Raw genomic sequence first — 18,039 nt, 5'->3', positions numbered from 1 at the left:
GAGAGACCGGTCCGTAGGGCTTCAACGGTACCTGCTTCCGCGGCCATACGGTACGCCGCCCGCATCACGCGCCACCTCGCAGGACCCGCGAGGCGCCCCGTCCTCGCTGGTCAACCGCGATTTTAACCTCTTCTCGGCGGGCGGCTCGCCGACCGGCAGTGAGTCTTGTCTCCCCCGGTCGGCGAGGAGCACCCGCGGGATGCTATCGGCGGCGCGCCTCCGCGATCCGCTGCTCCGCGATACGGTCCGCGGCCGCGGCCGGCGGAATACCGTCTTCCTTCGCACGTGCGAATATCGCCAGCGTGGTGTCGAAGATCCTCGACGCCTTCGCCTTGCAGCGGTCGAAGTCGAACCCGTGCAGCTCGTCGGCGACCTGGATCACCCCACCCGCGTTCACCACGTAGTCGGGGGCGTAGAGGATGCGGCGGTCGGCGAGGTCCTTCTCGACGCCCGGGTGGGCGAGCTGGTTGTTGGCCGCGCCGCACACGATCCGGGCGGTCAGCACGGGCACGGTCTCGTCGTCCAGCGCGCCGCCGAGGGCACAGGGGGCGTAGATGTCCAGCCCCTCGGTGCGGATGAGCTCGTCGGTGTCCCGGGCCACCCGCACCTGCGGGAACCTGTCGGTGATCCGCCGCACCGACTCCTCGCGCACATCGGTGACCACGACCTCGGCGCCGTCCTCCAGCAGGTGCTCGACCAGGTAGTGGCCGACCTTGCCGACACCCGCGACACCGACCGTGCGGCCGTGCAGTGTGGGGTCGCCCCACTCGGCTTGCGCGGAGGCACGCATGCCCTGGAACACGCCGTAGGCGGTGAGGACGGAGGAGTCGCCGGCGCCGCCGTTCTCGGGGGAGCGGCCGGTGGTCCAGCGGCACTCGCGGGCCACCACGTCCATGTCGGCCACGTACGTGCCGACGTCGCAGGCCGTGACGTAACGGCCGCCGAGGGACGCCACGAACCGGCCGTAGGCCAGCAGCAGCTCCTCGGACTTGATCCGCTCGGGATCCCCGATGATCACGGCCTTGCCGCCGCCGTGGTCGAGGCCGGCCATGGCGTTCTTGTACGACATCCCCCGGGAGAGGTTCAGCGCGTCGGCGACGGCCGCTTCCTCGGAGGCGTACGGGTAGAAGCGGGTGCCGCCGAGGGCGGGGCCCAGAGCGGTCGAGTGGATGGCGATGACGGCCTTCAAACCACTGGCGCGGTCCTGGCAGAGCACGACTTGCTCATGTCCGCCCTGGTCCGAGTGGAACAGGGTGTGCAGGACGCCGTCGGTCACATCGGTCACGGTGGTGACTCCCAAGTACGAAGCGGCGATTGTCGGCCCTCCTGCGGGTGGGGAGGGACCTGATGGGCAAGAGAGTAAGTCCTACGCGGGGGTAGATCGGTGCCAGTGCTCAGGATCACCCTCTCCCGGAGTATCTGCGTGGAAGGATCGGTGACATGCCGGCCGTCACTTCAGTGCTCGTCCCGTACGCGTCCTACCTGCGGGTGTACGAGCCGCTGGCGGCGTTCCCGGAGCCCGAGCGGAGTCACTGGTCCCGTTATGCCCGGTCCGGCCGGGCCCCCACCGCCCAGGACGAGCTCCGGCGGTCCCTGGTGGACCTGCTGCCCACGCCCCCCGTGCCGGTGCCGGTCCACGAGAGCGCCGACGCCTTCGTCACCGAGGACGACGGGGTCGTCCGGGTCTGCCCCTGGCGGACCCGGCTGCGCGGCTGGCTGGCCCTGGAGGAGCTGACCGGGCTGTTCCCGCCCCCGGTGCTCGACGCGGTGCTGCCGCCGGTGGTGCGGGGCCAGGCCACCGCCGACTACGAGGCGTGGCGGGACCGCAACCCCGACGCCCGCCCGTGGATCAGGACCGCGGTGTGGCAGGTCCCGGTGCGCTGGTTCGTGCTGTTCGCGGACGACGAGCGCGAGTACGAGCCGGGCGAGGTGCCCGGGGTGCCGCCGGTGCTGCGCTACCGCACACCGATGGTGCAGGCCAGGCGCAGGCTGGCGCGGGCCCTGAGGACCCTGCGGGACACGATCGAGGAGGGTCCGCTCACGGAGGGGCTGGTGGACGTGGGGCGCTGGCTGGAGGACTTCCATCCGCGCTCCCTGGTCGAACTCGACTACGGCGGGCTGGTCCACGCCCTGCCCCCGGACCTGCTGGCCGGGGACCGGTCGGCCGCCGATGTGGCGGCGGGTATCGCGGCGCTTCGGGACGGTGACGGCGAGGGCGCGGGTGCGGCCTACGGCCGGCTCACGGACCGCTGGCGGGCGGTCCGGGACCGTCAGTTCGCGAACTGACGGTCGGGCGTCGCGTACGCTTCCCGCAACCGAACCGGGCATGAACCGGGCATGTAGGGGACGTACATCCCGATCCGGGCCTTTGGTTCAAGCGTGATGGACGGCACTAAGTCGCCGCTTGCAACCCTCGCCCACCCTCATGCCAAAATAGGACAAGGAGTCCGGGGAGGGTTCCTTCCGCCTACCTAAGGGCGGAAATCTCAGCATTGCACTCTATGGGGGGTCTGATGGCTCCTGATCGCTCTGTGACTGATCGTCACTGTGACGTGACTGTCCGTTATGGCATGAACCACCGGCTTCCGCCGCTGATGAACACCTGAGAGGGCAATTCCATCGGTTTGGCCGACGTGGCTGGACAGATGGTGTAGTTGTAGTGCCGAGGACAAGCCGTTCGTCCTATAACCGACTCGGCCTGCGTCCGCCATTTCGGGCAACGCGGGTCAAGGTGCAGAATTTAGAGGAAAGAACCGAGAAGGTTCGGTTCTCCCGAGGAGGCCGCTCATGACCGCTCGCACCCCTGATGCCGAGCCGCTGCTGACCCCGGCTGAGGTTGCCACCATGTTCCGCGTGGACCCGAAGACGGTCACGCGCTGGGCCAAGGCAGGCAAGCTCACGTCCATCCGTACCCTCGGTGGACACCGCCGGTACCGCGAGGCTGAGGTCCGTGCACTGCTGGCGGGTATCCCGCAGCAGCGCAGCGAGGCCTGACACCCCGATCAAGGGCGTTCCGGACCCCCAATCCGGGTAGCCCTGCACTGAGCTCGACACGGCGGGCGCCTGCCCCAACAGGTTTCGTCGTCGATCGCGCTGGACTCCGCCGGGTCCAGCGCGATCTTTTTGTGTGCCGGGGTTCCCGCAGGTGGCGTGGCCGGCCGGGGAGACATGGGCGGTTCGGGGGAAGGGGCCGGTGTCCCGTAGGGGGTCTCCGGGACCCCTGCGGTGTGGTGCCGGGCTGCTCAGACCGGTGTGCAATTGTACGTATTTGATTTTTCTCCTGCGAGGAGTGCGGGAAGCCGCCCGCTCCTCGAACTGATCCGGTGACTCACGTCACATACCGAAGGTCTTGCCGAGGATGGGCCATCCCTCCTCCGTGGCAGGCGTGCCACTCGACCGCCGGGGGCGGCGCGGCGCCATCGGTCATGGACGGACGGGGTCTTCGGCCCCGGAGCCGGCACGGTGCCCGGCTTCCGCCGCGCCCGGTTCCGCCGTGCCCGCCGCCGTCGCCGCGGTGCCGGGTTCCGCCGCCGTCGCCGTGGCGCCCGGTTCCGTCCTGCCCGCCGCCGTCGCGGTGCCCGCCGCGACCGACGTTCCCGTCGTGTCCGCCCGGCTCTGCCGGCTCTCCCGGTCTTCCTGGCTCTCCCGGCTCCCCAGGGCCTGCGTGACGAAAGGCGTCTGACGGCCCCCCAGGGCCGCGGCGGACGGCGGAGCGGGCTCTTCCGGCACGGCCTCCGCCGGGTCCATGGCGAGGCGCAGCAGCCGATGGCAGACCGGGCACTGCCGGGTGAGGTGCCGGTAGCCGGAGAAGGCCGCCAGATGGGCGCGCAGCAGCGCCCTGGTCTCGTGTCTCGCTGTGGATGCCGCCATCGCGCCACCTCCGCGGATCCGGGGGCCCCGCAACCCCTGTTCTGACTGGGTACCGGCGGCGGAAGCCCCAGTCAATACGCCAAAAGGCCCGCACCACTTGGCGCGGGCCTTCCGTTGAGCTGCGGTCCTGACGGGATTTGAACCCGCGGCCTCCACCTTGACAGGGTGGCGAGCACTCCAAACTGCTCCACAGGACCAGGTTTCGCAGCCGGTCTTCCGTTGGCTGCGAGAGAGACTGTACAGCAGGTCAGAGGGTCCGGTCGAACTCACTCAAGGCTACGGCCGCGTCACGGCGCAGCGGCGTCGATCGCCTTGACGATGCGCTTGTCGGAGACCGGGTACGCGGTGCCCAGCGCATGGGCGAAGTAGCTCACCCGCAGTTCCTCGATCATCCAGCGGATGTCCCGGACCTCCTGCGGCACCGGCCGGCCCGCGGGCAGCTGCTCCAGCAGCCAGGCGTACTCGTTTTGCATCTCCCGGACCTTCTCCATGCGCGTCGTGTCGCGCTGGACGGAGGTCGGCATCTGCTGCAGCCGGCGGTCCACCGCGACCAGGTAGCGCATCAGGTCGGGCAGCCGCCGAAGGCCGGTCCGGGTCACGAATCCGGGCGGCACCAGCCAGGCGAGCTGCTCGCGGACATCCTCGACGTTGCCGGCGAGCGCCGGGCTGGTGGTGCTCTTGAGGCGGCGCTCACAGGCCTGCCACGCGGCCAGGATCTGCCCCACCCGGTCGACGGTCCGCACGGTCGCGTCCACCAGGTCCGCACGGACCCGGTCGTAGAGCTTGCGGAACGACTCCTCGTCCCAGGCGGGTCCGCCGTGGTCCGCGATCAGCTTGTCGGCGGCGGCCGTCGCGCAGTCCTCGAAGAGCGCCTGGACCGAGCCGTGCGGGTTGGCGGACAGCGCCAGCTTCTGCTGGTTGGACATCCGGTCGGAGGCGAACTTCGCCGGATTCACCGGGATGTTCAGCATGATCAGCCGGCGGGTGCCCCGCCACATCGCCTCCGCCTGCTCGGCCTCGGTGTCGAAGAGGCGCACCGAGACCGAGCCGCCGTCGTCCACCAGCGCGGGGTAGGCCTTGACCGGCTGGCCCGCCCGGCGGGTCTCGAAGACCCGCGACAGCGCCCCGATCGTCCAGTCCTTCAGCCCCGTCCGCTCGACGGCCTCGCCACCGGTCCGCCCGGCGGTGGCCGCGGCGGCCTCCGACAGCGCCTTGCGCGCCTTCGGCTTCAGCCGCAGGCGCAGCGCCTCCAGGTCCTTGTCCTCGGCCAGCTTGCGGCGCCGCTCGTCGACGATCCGGAAAGTGACCTTCAGATGGTCCGGGACCCTGGTCAGGTCGAAGTCGTCCGCCGTGACCGGCACCCCGACCATGCGCTGGAGTTCCCGTGCCAGCGTGACCGGCAGCGGCTCCTGCAGCGGGACGGCCCGTTCCAGGAAGGCCCTGGCGAAGTCCGGAGCGGGCACGTAGTTCCGGCGGATCGGCTTCGGCAGGGAGCGGATCAGCTCGGTGACGACCTCGGCGCGCAGCCCGGGGATCTGCCAGTCGAAGCCCTCCTCGGTGACCTGGTTGAGCACCTGGAGCGGGATGTGGACGGTCACACCGTCGGCGTCCGCGCCTGGCTCGAACTGGTACGTGACGCGGAACTTCAGCCGTCCCTGCCGCCACGAGTCCGGGTAGTCGTCCTTGGTGACCGCCCCGGCCTTCTCGTTGATGAGCATCTCGCGCTCGAAGTCGAGCAGCTCCGGCTGCTCGCGGCGCTTGTGCTTCCACCACGAGTCGAAGTGGGCGCCGGACACCACGTGCTCGGGCACCCGCTGGTCGTAGAAGTCGAACAGGGTCTCGTCGTCGACGAGGATGTCGCGGCGACGGGCCCGGTGCTCCAGCTCCTCCACCTCGGTGAGAAGCCTGCGGTTGTCCGCGAAGAACTTGTGGTGGGTCCGCCAGTCGCCTTCGACCAGGGCGTTGCGGATGAAAAGCTCACGGCTCGTTTCGGGGTCGATCCGGCCGTAGTTCACCTTGCGCTGGGCGACGATCGGCACCCCGTACAGGGTGACCTTCTCGTATGCCATCACCGCCGCCTGGTCCTTCTCCCAGTGCGGCTCGCTGTAGGTGCGCTTGACCAGGTGCCCGGCGAGCGGCTCGATCCACTCGGGCTCGATCCTCGCGTTGACCCGCGCCCACAGCCGGGACGTCTCGACCAGTTCGGCCGACATGATGAAGCGCGGCGGCTTCCGGAACAGCGCCGAGCCGGGGAAGACGGCGAACCGGGCGTTGCGGGCGCCCAGGTACTCGCCCTTCGCCGGGCCCTTCGCGCCCTCCCGCGTGGTGTCCTTCGCGTCCTTCATCCCGATGTGCGAGAGCAGGCCGGCGAGGAGGGAGACGTGGACGGACTGCTCGGGCGCGCCGGTGTCCGCCGTGGGCTCCTCGACGCGCAGCCCCATCTGCTTGGCGACCGTGCGCAGCTGCGAATAGATGTCCTGCCATTCGCGGATGCGCAGGAAGTTCAGGTACTCCTGCTTGCACATCCGGCGGAAGCTGGACGAGCCGCGCTCCTTCTGCTGCTCGCGGACGTAGCGCCAGAGGTTGAGGAAGGCGAGGAAGTCGCTCGTCTCGTCCTTGAAGCGGGCGTGCATCTGGTCGGCCTGGGCCTGCTTGTCGGCGGGGCGCTCCCGCGGGTCCTGGATGGACAGCGCGGCGGCGATGACCATGACCTCGCGGACGCAGCCGTTCCGGTCCGCCTCCAGGACCATCCGGGCCAGCCGGGGGTCGACGGGCAGCTGGGCGAGTCTGCGGCCCGTCTGCGTCAGCCGCTTCCTCGGGTCCTTCTGGGCGGGGTCGAGCGCCCCCAGCTCCTGCAGCAGCTGCACGCCGTCCCGGATGTTCCGGTGGTCCGGCGGGTCGATGAACGGGAACTTCTCGATGTCGCCGAGCCCGGCCGCGGTCATCTGGAGGATGACCGAGGCGAGGTTCGTACGGAGGATCTCGGCGTCCGTGAACTCCGGCCGGGACAGGAAGTCGTCCTCGCTGTAGAGCCGGATGCAGACGCCGTCGGAGGTGCGGCCGCAGCGGCCCTTGCGCTGGTTGGCGCTGGCCTGGCTGATCGCCTCGATGGGCAGGCGCTGCACCTTGGTGCGGTGGCTGTAGCGGGAGATGCGCGCGGTGCCGGGGTCGATGACGTACTTGATGCCCGGCACCGTCAGGGACGTCTCGGCCACGTTCGTCGCCAGGACGATCCGGCGGCCCGTGTGCGGCTGGAAGACGCGGTGCTGCTCGGCGTGCGACAGGCGGGCGTAGAGGGGGAGGACCTCGGTGTGGCGGAGGTTCTTCTTGTTCAGCGCGTCGGCGGTGTCCCGGATCTCCCGCTCGCCGGAGAGGAAGACCAGGATGTCGCCCGGCCCTTCCCGCTGGAGCTCGTCGACCGCGTCGCAGATCGCGGTGATCTGGTCGCGGTCGGAGTCGTCGCCCCCGCCACCCCCGCCACCCCCGCCACCCCCGTCTGCGTACGGCGCCGCCTCGTCGAGCAGTGGCCGGTAGCGCACCTCGACCGGATACGTACGCCCGCTCACCTCCACGATCGGCGCGTCGCCGAAGTGCCGGGAGAAGCGCTCGGGATCGATCGTCGCGGAAGTGATCACGACCTTGAGGTCCGGTCGCTTCGGCAGCAGCTGGGAGAGGTACCCGAGCAGGAAGTCGATGTTGAGGGACCGCTCGTGGGCCTCGTCGATGATGAGGGTGTCGTAGGCGTGCAGCTCGCGGTCCGTCTGGATCTCGGCGAGCAGGATGCCGTCCGTCATGAGCTTGACGAAGGTCGCGTCCTGGTTCACCTGGTCGGTGAACCGGACCTTCCAGCCGACCGCCTCGCCGAGTGGGGTGCGCAGCTCCTCGGCCACGCGCTCGGCGACCGTCCGGGCGGCGATCCGGCGCGGCTGGGTGTGCCCGATCATGCCGCGTACGCCGCGGCCGAGTTCCAGGCAGATCTTGGGGATCTGCGTCGTCTTGCCCGAGCCGGTCTCCCCCGCGACGATCACGACCTGGTGGTCCCGTATCGCCTCGAGGATCTCGTCCTTCTTCTGGCTCACCGGGAGCTGTTCCGGGTACGTGACCCGGGGCACCCGTGCCGCGCGCCCGGCGGTCCGCTCGGCGGCCTTGCCGGCCTCGGCCGCGATCTCGTCGAGCACGGCCTGCCGGGCCTCGGGCTTGCGGATGCGGCGGGTGCCCTCGAGGCGCCGCCCGAGCCGGTGCGCGTCGCGCAGCGAGATCTCGGCCAGCTGCTTCTGGAGATCGGCGAAGGAAGTAGACATACGGGATCCAGGATCGCACCCGCTCGAGCGGACTGGCGAACCCATTTCCGGTGTTCCGTGACACGGTTCGTCCGCCGGCCGCGGTGCCCGACTGCGGCCGGGGGCGGGCGGGGTGACCCCCCAAAGGTGCGGGCGAGGGCCCCGGACGGCCGGTGCGGGGCAGGGCGTACCGGCCCGTCGAGCGGCGGGCCCGTACGATTGCGGGCACATCGACTCCAGGAGCCCTCGTTCATGCCCAGCCCCCGCAGCCGCCGGCACCGCGCCCTCGCGGCGGTGGCGGCGCTCCTGGCGGTGCTGACGGGGGCGCTTCTGTGCGCGGGTACGAGTGCGGCCGCGGCCACCGCGGGCGCGCCCGAGGACGGGCGTGGTCCCCCGCGAGGACCGCCCCGGCGACACCCGGCTGGTCGGCTACTGCGCGGTGCACGACAGCCCCACTCCCGACGCGCATCACGAACTCGGCACCGCCATCAAGCAGTTCGCCGCGGAGAACCTTCCCGGCTACATGGTCCCCTCGGCCGTCGTCGTCCTGCCCGCCCTGCCCCTCAACGCCAACGGCAAGGTCGACCGGCAGGCGCTGCCCGCCCCCGAGACCGGTTCCGGGCCCGCCGGCCGCGCCCCGCGCGACGAGCGGGAGCGCGCCGCGTCAACGGCGCACGGGCCAGGCCGCCCGACCCGGCCGTGCCCGGACCGCCGGCCGCGCCCGGCCCGCCGAGCGGCCCGCCCCGGCCTGCTACGCGCCCTCGACCCGGGTCTCCGGCTGGAGCTCGTCCGCGTGCTCACCGGTGACCAGGTAGACGACGCGCTTGGCGACGGCGACCGCGTGGTCGGCGTACCGCTCGTAGTAGCGCCCGAGCAGGGTGACGTCGACCGCGGTCTCGATGCCGTGCTTCCACCGGTCGTCGATCAGGTGGGTGAAGAGCGTGCGGTGCAGCAGGTCCATCTCGTCGTCGTCGTTCTCCAGCTGGAGTGCCAGGTCGACGTCCTTGGTGATGATGACCTCCGCGGCCTTCGCCATCAGGCGCTGCGCGAGCTGCCCCATCTCCAGGATGGTCGCGTGCAGGTCCCGCGGGACCGCCGAGTCCGGAAAGCGCAGCCGGGCCAGCTTGGCCACGTGCTGGGCCAGGTCGCCGGAGCGCTCGAGGTCGGCGCTCATCCGCAGCGAGGTCACCACGATGCGCAGGTCCGTCGCGACCGGCTGCTGGCGGGCCAGCAGGGCTATCGCCCGGGCCTCCAGATCGTGCTGCAGATCGTCGACCTTCTGGTCCGCGGCGATCACACTCTCCGCGAGCTTGAGATCGGCGTCGAGCATGGCCGTGGTGGCGCGCCCGATCGCCGAGCCGACCAGCCTGGCCATCTCGACGAGACCCTCGCCGATCGAGTCCAGTTCCTCGTGGTACGCGTCCCGCATGGGGTTCCCTCTCTTGAATGCGTCAGGGGGTCCGGGTGGGGCTGAACCCCCACGCTCCCACGTTCCGTCCGCTACGCGTCCGGATCCACCTTCCCAAGTGAACCGATCCCTTCCCCTTGGTGAACTCTGAGCGACGACTGTTCGAGGTGCCACTCGGATGGCTGGGAGACCCACGGCGAGCGTGCATAACCTGGATGCATGGACGTGAACGCGGCGGTCGCCGCATTGGCCGCGATCGCCGGGGTGTGCACCGGCGTGATCGCCATGCTGGCGTTCCGCTGGAGCGAGCGCGACCAGGCGAGACCCACCCGCAGCTCCCTGCACACGGACGCCGTGCTGCCGCCCGGCGTCGACACCGTGCTCTCCGTGCTGCGCTCATCCGCGGTCGTCCTCGACGAGAGCGACTCCGTCGTCAAGGCCAGCTCGGCAGCGTATGCGCTCGGCCTGGTCAGAGGCGGGAAGCTGGCGGTGGAACCCATGCTGCACATGGCCCGCGACACCCGCCGTGACGGCGAGATACGGCAGGTCGAGCTCGACCTGCCGCGGCGCGGTACCGGACGCGGCGAGGCCCTCGCCGTCTCCGCCCGGGTCGCGCCGCTCGGCTCGCGCCTGGTGCTGCTCCTCGTCGAGGACCTCACCGAGGCCCGGCGCATAGAAGCGGTGCGGCGGGACTTCGTCGCCAATGTGAGTCATGAGCTCAAGACCCCGGTCGGCGCGCTCTCGCTGCTCTCCGAGGCCGTCATGGACGCCTCCGACGACCCCGACGCGGTTACCCGCTTCGCCGGCCGGATGCAGATCGAGGCGACCCGGCTCACCAACCTCGTACAGGAGCTGATCGACCTCTCCCGGGTGCAGAACGACGACCCGCTGGAGGACGCCGAGCCGGTACGTGTGGACGAGCTGGTGGCCGAGGCCATCGACCGGTCCCGCCACGCGGCGTCCACCAAGCAGATCATCATGGCCGTCGGGACCACGGCCACGGCCGACGGCACCGGCGGAGGCGCCGCCGGGCTGCATGTGTGGGGCCATCGCGGCCAGCTGGCGGCGGCCCTCGGCAATCTCGTCGAGAACGCCGTCAACTACTCCCCGGCCCGCACCCGCGTCGGCATCGCCGCGCGCCGCGTCACCGCACCCGGCGGGGACCAGATCGAGATCGCCGTGACCGACCAGGGCATCGGCATCTCGGAGAAGGACCGCGAGCGGATCTTCGAGCGCTTCTACCGCGTCGACCCCGCCCGCTCCCGCGCGACCGGCGGCACCGGCCTGGGCCTGGCCATCGTCAAACACGTGGCCGCCTCGCACGGCGGGGAGGTCACGGTGTGGAGCACCGAAGGCCAGGGCTCCACCTTTACCCTGCGGTTGCCGGAGGCCGGCTCCGTCAGGGACCGTACCCGGGTCCGGGCCGGCGACCAGGCCGGCCACGGGCCGTACGACTCCGACCCGGCATCCGACTCCGACCCGGCATCCGACTCCGACCCGGGATCCGACTCCGACCCGGAACCGGATCCCGGCTCAGGTTCCGGGGCCGGTTCCCGCCAGCGCGCAGACCCCGGTGCGGAGGCGGACCACCGCCCAGAGCCGGACTCCGACTTCTCCCACGGTCCTGATCCTCGGACCACACCACGCGAACCACTGCCTGCCCCGGAGGTCCTTCCGTGACCCGAGTGCTTGTCGTCGAGGACGAGGAATCCTTCAGCGACGCTCTTTCCTACATGCTCCGCAAGGAGGGCTTCGAGGTCGCCGTCGCGACCACCGGGCCCGAGGGGCTCGACGAGTTCGAGCGCAACGGAGCCGACCTCGTCCTGCTGGACCTGATGCTGCCCGGACTGCCCGGTACGGAGGTCTGCCGCCAGCTGCGCGGCCGGTCCAACGTCCCGGTGATCATGGTCACGGCCAAGGACAGCGAGATCGACAAGGTCGTCGGCCTGGAGATAGGAGCCGACGACTACGTGACGAAGCCCTTCTCCTCGCGGGAGCTGGTCGCCCGCATCCGTGCGGTACTGCGCCGCCGCGGTGAGCCGGAGGAGGTCGCCCCGGCGGCCCTCGAGGCCGGACCGGTGCGGATGGACGTCGACCGCCATGTCGTCACGGTGTCGGGCGGGAAGGTCGACCTCCCGCTGAAGGAGTTCGACCTCCTGGAGATGCTGCTGCGCAACGCGGGCCGCGTCCTGACCCGGATGCAGCTGATCGACCGGGTCTGGGGCGCGGACTACGTGGGCGACACCAAGACCCTCGACGTGCACGTCAAGCGTCTCCGGGCCAAGATCGAGCCGGATCCGGGCGCCCCGCGGTATCTGGTGACGGTGCGCGGTCTGGGCTACAAGTTCGAGCCGTAGGCCGGTTGACGGCCGCGGACCGGTTTGCGCCGTGGACCGGTCACCGCCGTGGACCGGCCTCGGCCGTAAAGCGGCCTCGGCCGTGGAGCGGCTCCGCACCCGCTTGCGCCGAGCCCCCGCGCGGGCGGCCCCGGCAAGAGCGCCGAGCACGCGTGAAAGCGGCCCCGCCAGGTGATCCTGAGGGGCCGCTTTCGCCTGCTCGCTGTGGGCCCGTGCGGGGCCGGCGGGCCGCATGGCGGCCGGGGCCCGGACGCCAGGGCGCCGTGCCGCGCCGACCCATCCGGCGCGCGCTCACCCCGCCGTGCGAGGCTCACCCGCCGTGCGACGGGCCCACCCGCCGCGCCTGAGGCGCGTCAGTGGCGCGTCAGTGGCGCGTCAGTGGCCCGCGTCCTGGGACGCGGACGCCGAGTCCGACGGGGTCGGCTCGCCGCCGTGCTCGCCGTCCTCCGGTGCGCCGTGGTCCCCGCCCTCGGCCTCGTCGCCGTGCCCGGCCTCGTCGCCGTGGGCGCCGTCCTGGGCCGGGGCGGAGCCCGTCGGGCTGGCGGCCGGGGGCTGGGGCAGGTTGGACGGCCCGTAGTCGCGGTAGTAGTCGGCGGCGGGGACGACGAACGCGTCGATCGGGACGTCGCCCGTCTCACTGAAGCGGAAGACGATCCGCTGGACGTCGCCGAGGCGGCCCGCCTCGGCGCTGTTCTCGATGATGCCGGAGGGGTTGCCCTTGCCGCCCAGGACGACCGAGCCGCCGGGGGCGACCGTGATCGGGCCGGAGCCGGTGGCGGGGGTCAGCTTGACCGCGCTCTGGGTGCCCGGGAGCGTGACGGAGTCGAGCGTCTGCTCCTGGGTGCCGTCGTTGAACAGCGTCGCCGACACGGTGGCCTGGCCCTGGACGCCGGGCTGCGGCTGGGTGATCACCGTCGCGTTCTGGATCTTGATGTCGCCCACCGAGGTCTCGGGGTTGTCCGGCCTGACGCCGAGCGTCTGCGCGTCGTTGCCCGCGGCGCATGCGGAGAGGGTGGCGATCGGGATCAGGAGGGCGGTGGCGGCGAGGGCGCCGCGTCGAAGGCTGCTGCTCACGGCGGCGGCATCTCCTAGGACGTACGGACGGGGTGAAGATCGGTCAGCGGGCTTAGGTTACCGACCCCTCGTCGGCGCCCCGCACCCGACCCGCCCCGCACCCGACCCGCCCGGCGCCCGACCCGCCCGGCACACGACCTGCACCCGACCCGCCCGGCGCCCGACCCGCCCGGCACACGACCTGCACCCGACCCGCCCCGATGCGGCCCCGGTGCCCCGGCGCCGTTCCACGGCCGCGTCCCGGCCCGATGCCCGGCCGGATTTCATCCGCCGTTCACATAAGCCGTCGTGATCAATTCCGCGGTCCCGCGCATTCCTCCGGAAAACCCCTGCGGCCCGCGGCGGCCTTCCGCGGCCCCCGGTGATCAATTCGGGATTCCTTCTCCGGCGTCCCGCCGGACGGGTGACCGAGCCTCGAACGGCGTAGGCGAAGTAGACTGCTGAGAACCCGGCAAATCGGGACTTTCGCCCACTTCGGCTGGGGTTGTGAGGTGCGCAACGCCCGGGTTTCCAGGCGCCCGTGCAGCCGCTCCGACCTGCGAATACCCCCTTCCGGAAGCCGTCCGCAGCACGTTCGTGTTGCTGTTGTCAAGCCCCGAGATATGCCCTGACCTGCGAAAACGCCATTCAGAAGAAGCGGTTCTCGTGTTACCCTGGATAGCCACGGAAGGGGTACCTGTCACATGACGTTCAAGGTTGGCGACACCGTGGTCTATCCCCATCACGGGGCCGCGCTGATCGAGGCCATCGAAACTCGCCAGATCAAAGGCGTGGACAAGACCTACTTGGTGCTCAAGGTCGCCCAGGGCGACTTGACGGTTCGTGTGCCGGCGGACAATGCGGATCTCGTTGGCGTGCGCGATGTGGTCGGTCAGGACGGACTGGACCGGGTCTTCGACGTGCTGCGCGCGCCGTACGCCGAGGAGCCGACGAACTGGTCCCGTCGCTACAAGGCAAATCTCGAGAAGCTCGCCTCCGGCGACGTCATCAAGGTCGCCGAAGTGGTGCGTGACCTGTGGCGCCGCGAGCGCGAGCGCGGTCTCTCCGCTGGGGAGAAGCGCATGCTGGCCAAGGCCCGCCAGATCCTGGTGAGCGAGCTGGCTCTCGCGGAGAACACCAACGAGGACAAGGCCGAGGCCCTGCTCGACGAGGTCCTGGCGTCCTGACGCGTGTCCTGCCGTGAAGCAGGGTCCGAAGCCGGGAGTGCGGCGTCGGGCCCGTTCCACGGTGCACACCAGTGCAGAACTGAATGCCGCGGTGCCCGCTGATGCAGCTGGAAGGTTGTGTCGCCGGGCACTGCGGTGCGTTCACCGCACCGCCGGGCGCCTCACACCGTGCCGTTCCCCGCTATGCGTCCCCCGTCCCCCTGCCCTCCTGGTACGCCGGGCCGGGCGGACCGCCGACTCGACCGGTCGTCACGGAAGGGTCCGGTCGAGGGCGTCGCGCCCGGCACTCCCCGACCCTCGGTCGGGGGTACGCCCAGGCCATACCCATATCGGCCGAGGGAACAAACCTGGCCATGTCAATTCTCCCCGGGCATGCCGAAAAGGGGGGCCCTCCTCCTCCGGCTTCCGGTGGCTTCCCGCGATCGATCTCCGGAGTGGAACCGATGTCAGAACAGACGCGCGCGGGCCGCACCGCCGCGGTGATTCCCGCGGCCGGCCGGGGCGTACGGCTCGGCCCCGGTGCGCCCAAGGCGCTCCGCACGCTGGGCGGCACGCCCATGCTGATCCACGCGGTACGGGCCATGGCCGCCTCACGCGCCGTCTCGCTCGTCGTCGTGGTGGCCCCGCCGGACGGCGCCTCCGAGGTCAAGAACCTCCTCGACGCGCACTCCCTGCCCGAACGGACCGACTACCTGGTCGTACCCGGCGGTGACACCCGCCAGGAGTCCGTCCGCCTCGGCCTCCGGGCGCTGCCCGAGGCCATCGGCACCGTCCTCGTCCATGACGCCGCCCGTCCGCTCGTGCCCGTCGACACCGTCGACGCCGTGATCGCGGCGGTCCTCGACGGAGCACCCGCAGTCGTCCCCGGCCTGCCGCTCGCCGACACCGTCAAGGAGGTCGAGCCCGGCGAGAAGGGCGAGCCGGAGCCCGTCGTCGCCACACCCGAGCGTGCCAGGCTGCGGGCCGTGCAGACGCCGCAGGGCTTCGACCGCGAGATGCTCGTGCGTGCCCACGAGACCGTCGCCGTCGGCGGCGAGGGCGCCACCGACGACGCGGGGATGGTCGAGCGCCTCGGCGCCCCGGTGGTGGTGGTGCCCGGTCACGAGGAGGCGTTCAAGGTGACCCGCCCGCTCGACCTGGTCCTCGCCGAGGCCGTACTCGCCCGCAGGAGGGCCAACGATGGCTTCTGACCCGCCCGTCCCGCCGCAGCGGCCGGTGGCACCCCCGCCCGTCCTGCCGCGGGTCGGCATCGGCACCGATGTCCACGCCTTCGAGCGGGGCCGTGAGCTGTGGTGCGCGGGACTTCTCTGGGAGGACTCCGGCGGCTGGGGCCTCGCCGGGCACTCCGACGGGGACGTGGCCGCCCACGCCGCCTGCGACGCCCTGTTCTCCGCCGCGGGCGTCGGCGACCTCGGCGCCCACTTCGGCACCGGCAGGCCCGAGTGGTCCGGGGCGTCCGGCGTCACGCTGCTCGCCGAGGCGGCCAGGATCGTGCGCGCGGAGGGCTTCGAGATCGGCAATATCGCGGTGCAGGTCGTCGGCGTACGCCCGAAGATCGGCAAGCGCCGCGACGAGGCGCAGAAGGTGCTGAGCGCGGCGGCCGGGGCGCCGGTCTCCGTCTCGGGCACGACGACCGACGGCCTCGGGCTGACCGGCAGGGCCGAAGGACTGGCCGCGATCGCCACGGCACTCGTCTTCCGCGCGTCCTGAGCGGTACGGGACGCCCGTTGGGGTAAGGGCTTGCCGGGAGGCAACACCTCGATTCCCGGCAAGCCCGTGGACGCGGATGTGACGCGTCGACGAAGCCCCGCGCACGCGTCCCCGCGTGCCGAAACCCCGCGCACGCGTCCCCGCGTGCCGAAGCCCTGGAGGACCGCACTGTGACCGCCGCACTCAGCGAGAAGCTCAAGGAGATCCTCGACGGCCCCGTGTTCGTCGATCTCGCCACCATCCAGCCCGACGGCAGCCCCCAGGTCTCCCCCGTGTGGGTCAAGCGCGACGGCGACGAACTGCTGATCTCCACGACCCTCGGCCGGCGCAAGGAGAAGAACCTTCGGCGCGACCCGCGTGCGAGTGTGGTCGTCCAGCCCTTCGACGCGCCGTACACCTACGCCGAGGTCCGCGGCACCGTCACCCTCACCGAGGAGGGCGGGCAGGAGCTGATCGACGAGCTGTCGATGAAGTACACCGGCAAGAGCTACGCGGAGTTCAACCCGGAGGCGGGCAAGGACGCACCGCGCGTGGTGGTCCGGCTCACCCCGCGGAAGATCGTCGGCCGGCTCTAGCACCGCCCGTGAGGCCCGCGGCCGTATCGCTCGTGAGGCCCGCGCGGCCGTACCGCCCCGTGGAGCCCGCGGCCGCGAGCCGTGGCGTGCCTTCCCGGTCACACCGGTCACAATCGCGCCCCCGCGTCCCGCGGGGGCGCGGGGCACCGCCACCGGCCCACTACTCTTGACGCGTGACTATTCGGCTGTACGACACCAGCGCCCGGCAGATCCGTGACTTCGTCCCGCTCGTGCCGGGCTGTGTCTCGATCTACCTGTGTGGCGCGACCGTGCAGTCCGCCCCGCACATCGGGCACATCAGGTCCGGACTCAACTTCGACATCATGCGCCGCTGGTTCGCGTACCGCGGCTACGATGTCACGTTCGTCCGCAATGTGACGGACATCGACGACAAGATCATCGCCAAGGCCGCCGACCAGGGGCGCCCCTGGTGGGCGATCGGGTACGAGAACGAGCGGGCCTTCACCGCGGGCTACCAGGCCCTCGGCTGCCTGCCGCCGACGTACGAGCCGCGTGCAACCGGCCACATCACCGAGATGGTCGAGATGATGCGCGGTCTGATCGAACGCGGGCACGCCTACGCGGCGGACGGCAACGTCTACTTCGACGTGCGCTCCTTCCCGGGCTACCTCGAACTCTCCAACCAGGACATCGACGATCTGCGTCAGCCCTCCGGAGACAACGAGACCGGCAAGCGCGACCCGCGCGACTTCGCCATGTGGAAGGCGGAGCGCCCCGGCGAGCCGTCCTGGGAGACCCCGTGGGGCCCCGGCCGGCCCGGCTGGCACCTGGAGTGCTCGGCCATGGCCCACAAGTACCTGGGCTCCGCCTTCGACATCCACGGCGGCGGCCTCGACCTGGTCTTCCCCCACCACGAGAACGAGATCGCGCAGGCCAGGGCCTTCGGCGACGACTTCGCGTCGTACTGGGTGCACAACGCCTGGGTGACCATGAGCGGCGAGAAGATGTCGAAGTCGCTCGGCAACTCGGTCCTGGTGAGCGAGATGGTCCGGAACTGGCGGCCCATCGTGCTGCGCTACTACCTGGGCACCCCGCACTACCGCTCGATGATCGAGTACAGCGAGGAGGCCCTGCGCGAGGCCGAGTCGGCGTTCGCGCGGATCGAGGGCTTCGTCCAGCGGGTCACCGAGAAGGCGGGGAAGGCGGTGGCGCCCGCCGCCGAGGTGCCGCCCGCGTTCGCCGAGGCCATGGACGACGACCTGGGTGTCCCGCAGGCGCTCGCGATCATCCACACCACCGTCCGGCAGGGCAACTCGGCGCTGGCCGCGGACGACAAGGAGGAGGCCGTCGCCCGGCTCGCCGAGGTGCGCGCCATGCTCGGCGTCCTCGGCCTCGACCCGCTCGATCCGCACTGGGCCGGTGAGGCCGACCGCGGCGAGGACCTGCACGGCGTGGTCGACACCCTCGTCGGGCTCGTGCTCCAGCAGCGCGAGTCCGCGCGGGCCCGCAAGGACTGGGCCACCGCGGACGCGATCCGCGACCAGCTCAACCAGTCCGGGCTGGCCGTCGAGGACGGCCCCGACGGCCCCCGCTGGACACTCGCGCCTCGCTGACCAGCGACAGTGTGCCGCCCGGCCG

The 18,039-nt window shown here is 71.3% G+C and carries 14 protein-coding genes, 1 tRNA gene and 1 pseudogene; 10 read left to right on the top strand and 6 right to left on the bottom strand.

Translation table 11 applies throughout. From position 1 onward, the window contains the following. Nucleotides 1-202 precede the first annotated feature (202 nt). Nucleotides 203-1,285 (bottom strand): Leu/Phe/Val dehydrogenase, encoded by a 1,083-nt coding sequence (locus tag DDW44_RS14150; RefSeq protein WP_108908834.1) that lies wholly within the window; start codon nucleotides 1,283-1,285, stop codon nucleotides 203-205. A gap of 155 nt (nucleotides 1,286-1,440) precedes the next feature. Between DDW44_RS14150 and DDW44_RS14145 the strand changes: the two genes are divergently transcribed. Both DDW44_RS14145 and bldC read left to right on the top strand, forming a co-directional pair. Further along, nucleotides 1,441-2,286, top strand: coding sequence for a DUF8083 family protein (locus tag DDW44_RS14145; protein ID WP_017950138.1), 846 nt, complete (start codon nucleotides 1,441-1,443; stop codon nucleotides 2,284-2,286). A gap of 501 nt (nucleotides 2,287-2,787) precedes the next feature. Continuing rightward, nucleotides 2,788-2,994, top strand: coding sequence for a developmental transcriptional regulator BldC (bldC, locus tag DDW44_RS14140; RefSeq protein WP_003949541.1), 207 nt, complete (start codon nucleotides 2,788-2,790; stop codon nucleotides 2,992-2,994). A 429-nt stretch (nucleotides 2,995-3,423) separates the two neighbouring features. Here the strand turns inward: bldC and DDW44_RS33540 are convergent, their stop codons facing one another. The 3 genes from DDW44_RS33540 to hrpA form a co-directional block, all read right to left on the bottom strand. Then, nucleotides 3,424-3,870, bottom strand: a complete 447-nt coding sequence (locus DDW44_RS33540) for a DUF6274 family protein (protein WP_108906670.1) — start codon at nucleotides 3,868-3,870, stop codon at nucleotides 3,424-3,426. A gap of 122 nt (nucleotides 3,871-3,992) precedes the next feature. Continuing rightward, nucleotides 3,993-4,067 (bottom strand) — tRNA-Asp (locus DDW44_RS14130). 90 nt (nucleotides 4,068-4,157) lie between these two features. After that, on the bottom strand, nucleotides 4,158-8,171 hold the full coding sequence (hrpA, locus tag DDW44_RS14125; protein ID WP_108906669.1) for an ATP-dependent RNA helicase HrpA: 4,014 nt from the start codon (nucleotides 8,169-8,171) through the stop codon (nucleotides 4,158-4,160). A gap of 325 nt (nucleotides 8,172-8,496) precedes the next feature. Here hrpA and DDW44_RS33200 point away from each other — a divergent pair. Next, nucleotides 8,497-8,718 (top strand): annotated as a pseudogene (locus DDW44_RS33200) (hypothetical protein); the annotation flags it as partial. A gap of 183 nt (nucleotides 8,719-8,901) precedes the next feature. Here the strand turns inward: DDW44_RS33200 and phoU are convergent. Continuing rightward, nucleotides 8,902-9,579, bottom strand: coding sequence for a phosphate signaling complex protein PhoU (gene phoU, locus DDW44_RS14115; RefSeq protein WP_017945952.1), 678 nt, complete (start codon nucleotides 9,577-9,579; stop codon nucleotides 8,902-8,904). A 198-nt stretch (nucleotides 9,580-9,777) separates the two neighbouring features. Here phoU and DDW44_RS14110 point away from each other — a divergent pair, with 198 nt between their 5' ends. Further along, nucleotides 9,778-11,238: a sensor histidine kinase gene (locus DDW44_RS14110; protein ID WP_108906668.1), complete on the top strand. Its 1,461-nt coding sequence runs from the start codon at nucleotides 9,778-9,780 to the stop codon at nucleotides 11,236-11,238. Further along, nucleotides 11,235-11,915 carry a two-component system response regulator PhoP gene (gene phoP / locus DDW44_RS14105; RefSeq protein ID WP_017945954.1) on the top strand — a complete coding sequence of 227 codons (681 nt, stop codon included), beginning with the start codon at nucleotides 11,235-11,237 and terminating at the stop codon, nucleotides 11,913-11,915. Before DDW44_RS14110 ends, phoP begins: the two co-directional genes overlap by 4 nt. A 375-nt stretch (nucleotides 11,916-12,290) precedes the next feature. On the opposite strand, the gene DDW44_RS14100 is transcribed toward phoP, so the two are convergent. Continuing rightward, the gene (locus tag DDW44_RS14100; protein ID WP_108906667.1) at nucleotides 12,291-12,989 is read right to left on the bottom strand and encodes a DUF461 domain-containing protein; all 699 of its coding nucleotides are present in this window, start codon (nucleotides 12,987-12,989) and stop codon (nucleotides 12,291-12,293) included. Between the two features lie 683 nt (nucleotides 12,990-13,672). Between DDW44_RS14100 and DDW44_RS14090 the strand changes: the two genes are divergently transcribed. From DDW44_RS14090 to cysS, 5 genes are all read left to right on the top strand, one after another. Continuing rightward, a complete protein-coding gene (locus tag DDW44_RS14090; RefSeq protein WP_017945956.1) occupies nucleotides 13,673-14,155 on the top strand; it encodes a CarD family transcriptional regulator in 483 nt (160 codons plus the stop codon). 443 nt (nucleotides 14,156-14,598) lie between these two features. Continuing rightward, on the top strand, nucleotides 14,599-15,345 hold the full coding sequence (ispD, locus tag DDW44_RS14085; RefSeq protein WP_108906666.1) for a 2-C-methyl-D-erythritol 4-phosphate cytidylyltransferase: 747 nt from the start codon (nucleotides 14,599-14,601) through the stop codon (nucleotides 15,343-15,345). Continuing rightward, entirely contained in the window at nucleotides 15,335-15,865 is a 531-nt protein-coding gene (ispF, locus tag DDW44_RS14080) for a 2-C-methyl-D-erythritol 2,4-cyclodiphosphate synthase (RefSeq protein ID WP_208647961.1), read from the top strand. Before ispD ends, ispF begins: the two co-directional genes overlap by 11 nt. Before the next feature lie 170 nt (nucleotides 15,866-16,035). Then, the gene (locus DDW44_RS14075) at nucleotides 16,036-16,440 is read left to right on the top strand and encodes a PPOX class F420-dependent oxidoreductase (protein WP_018889496.1); all 405 of its coding nucleotides are present in this window, start codon (nucleotides 16,036-16,038) and stop codon (nucleotides 16,438-16,440) included. A 173-nt stretch (nucleotides 16,441-16,613) separates the two neighbouring features. After that, entirely contained in the window at nucleotides 16,614-18,014 is a 1,401-nt protein-coding gene (cysS, locus tag DDW44_RS14070; RefSeq protein WP_108906664.1) for a cysteine--tRNA ligase, read from the top strand. Nucleotides 18,015-18,039 lie beyond the last annotated feature (25 nt).

It is taken from the genome of Streptomyces tirandamycinicus (assembly GCF_003097515.1).
GTDB classification, from domain to species: domain Bacteria; phylum Actinomycetota; class Actinomycetes; order Streptomycetales; family Streptomycetaceae; genus Streptomyces; species Streptomyces tirandamycinicus.
The sequence above is the reverse complement of the archived record's forward strand: the minus strand, read 5'-3'. Positions and strand labels throughout refer to the sequence as shown.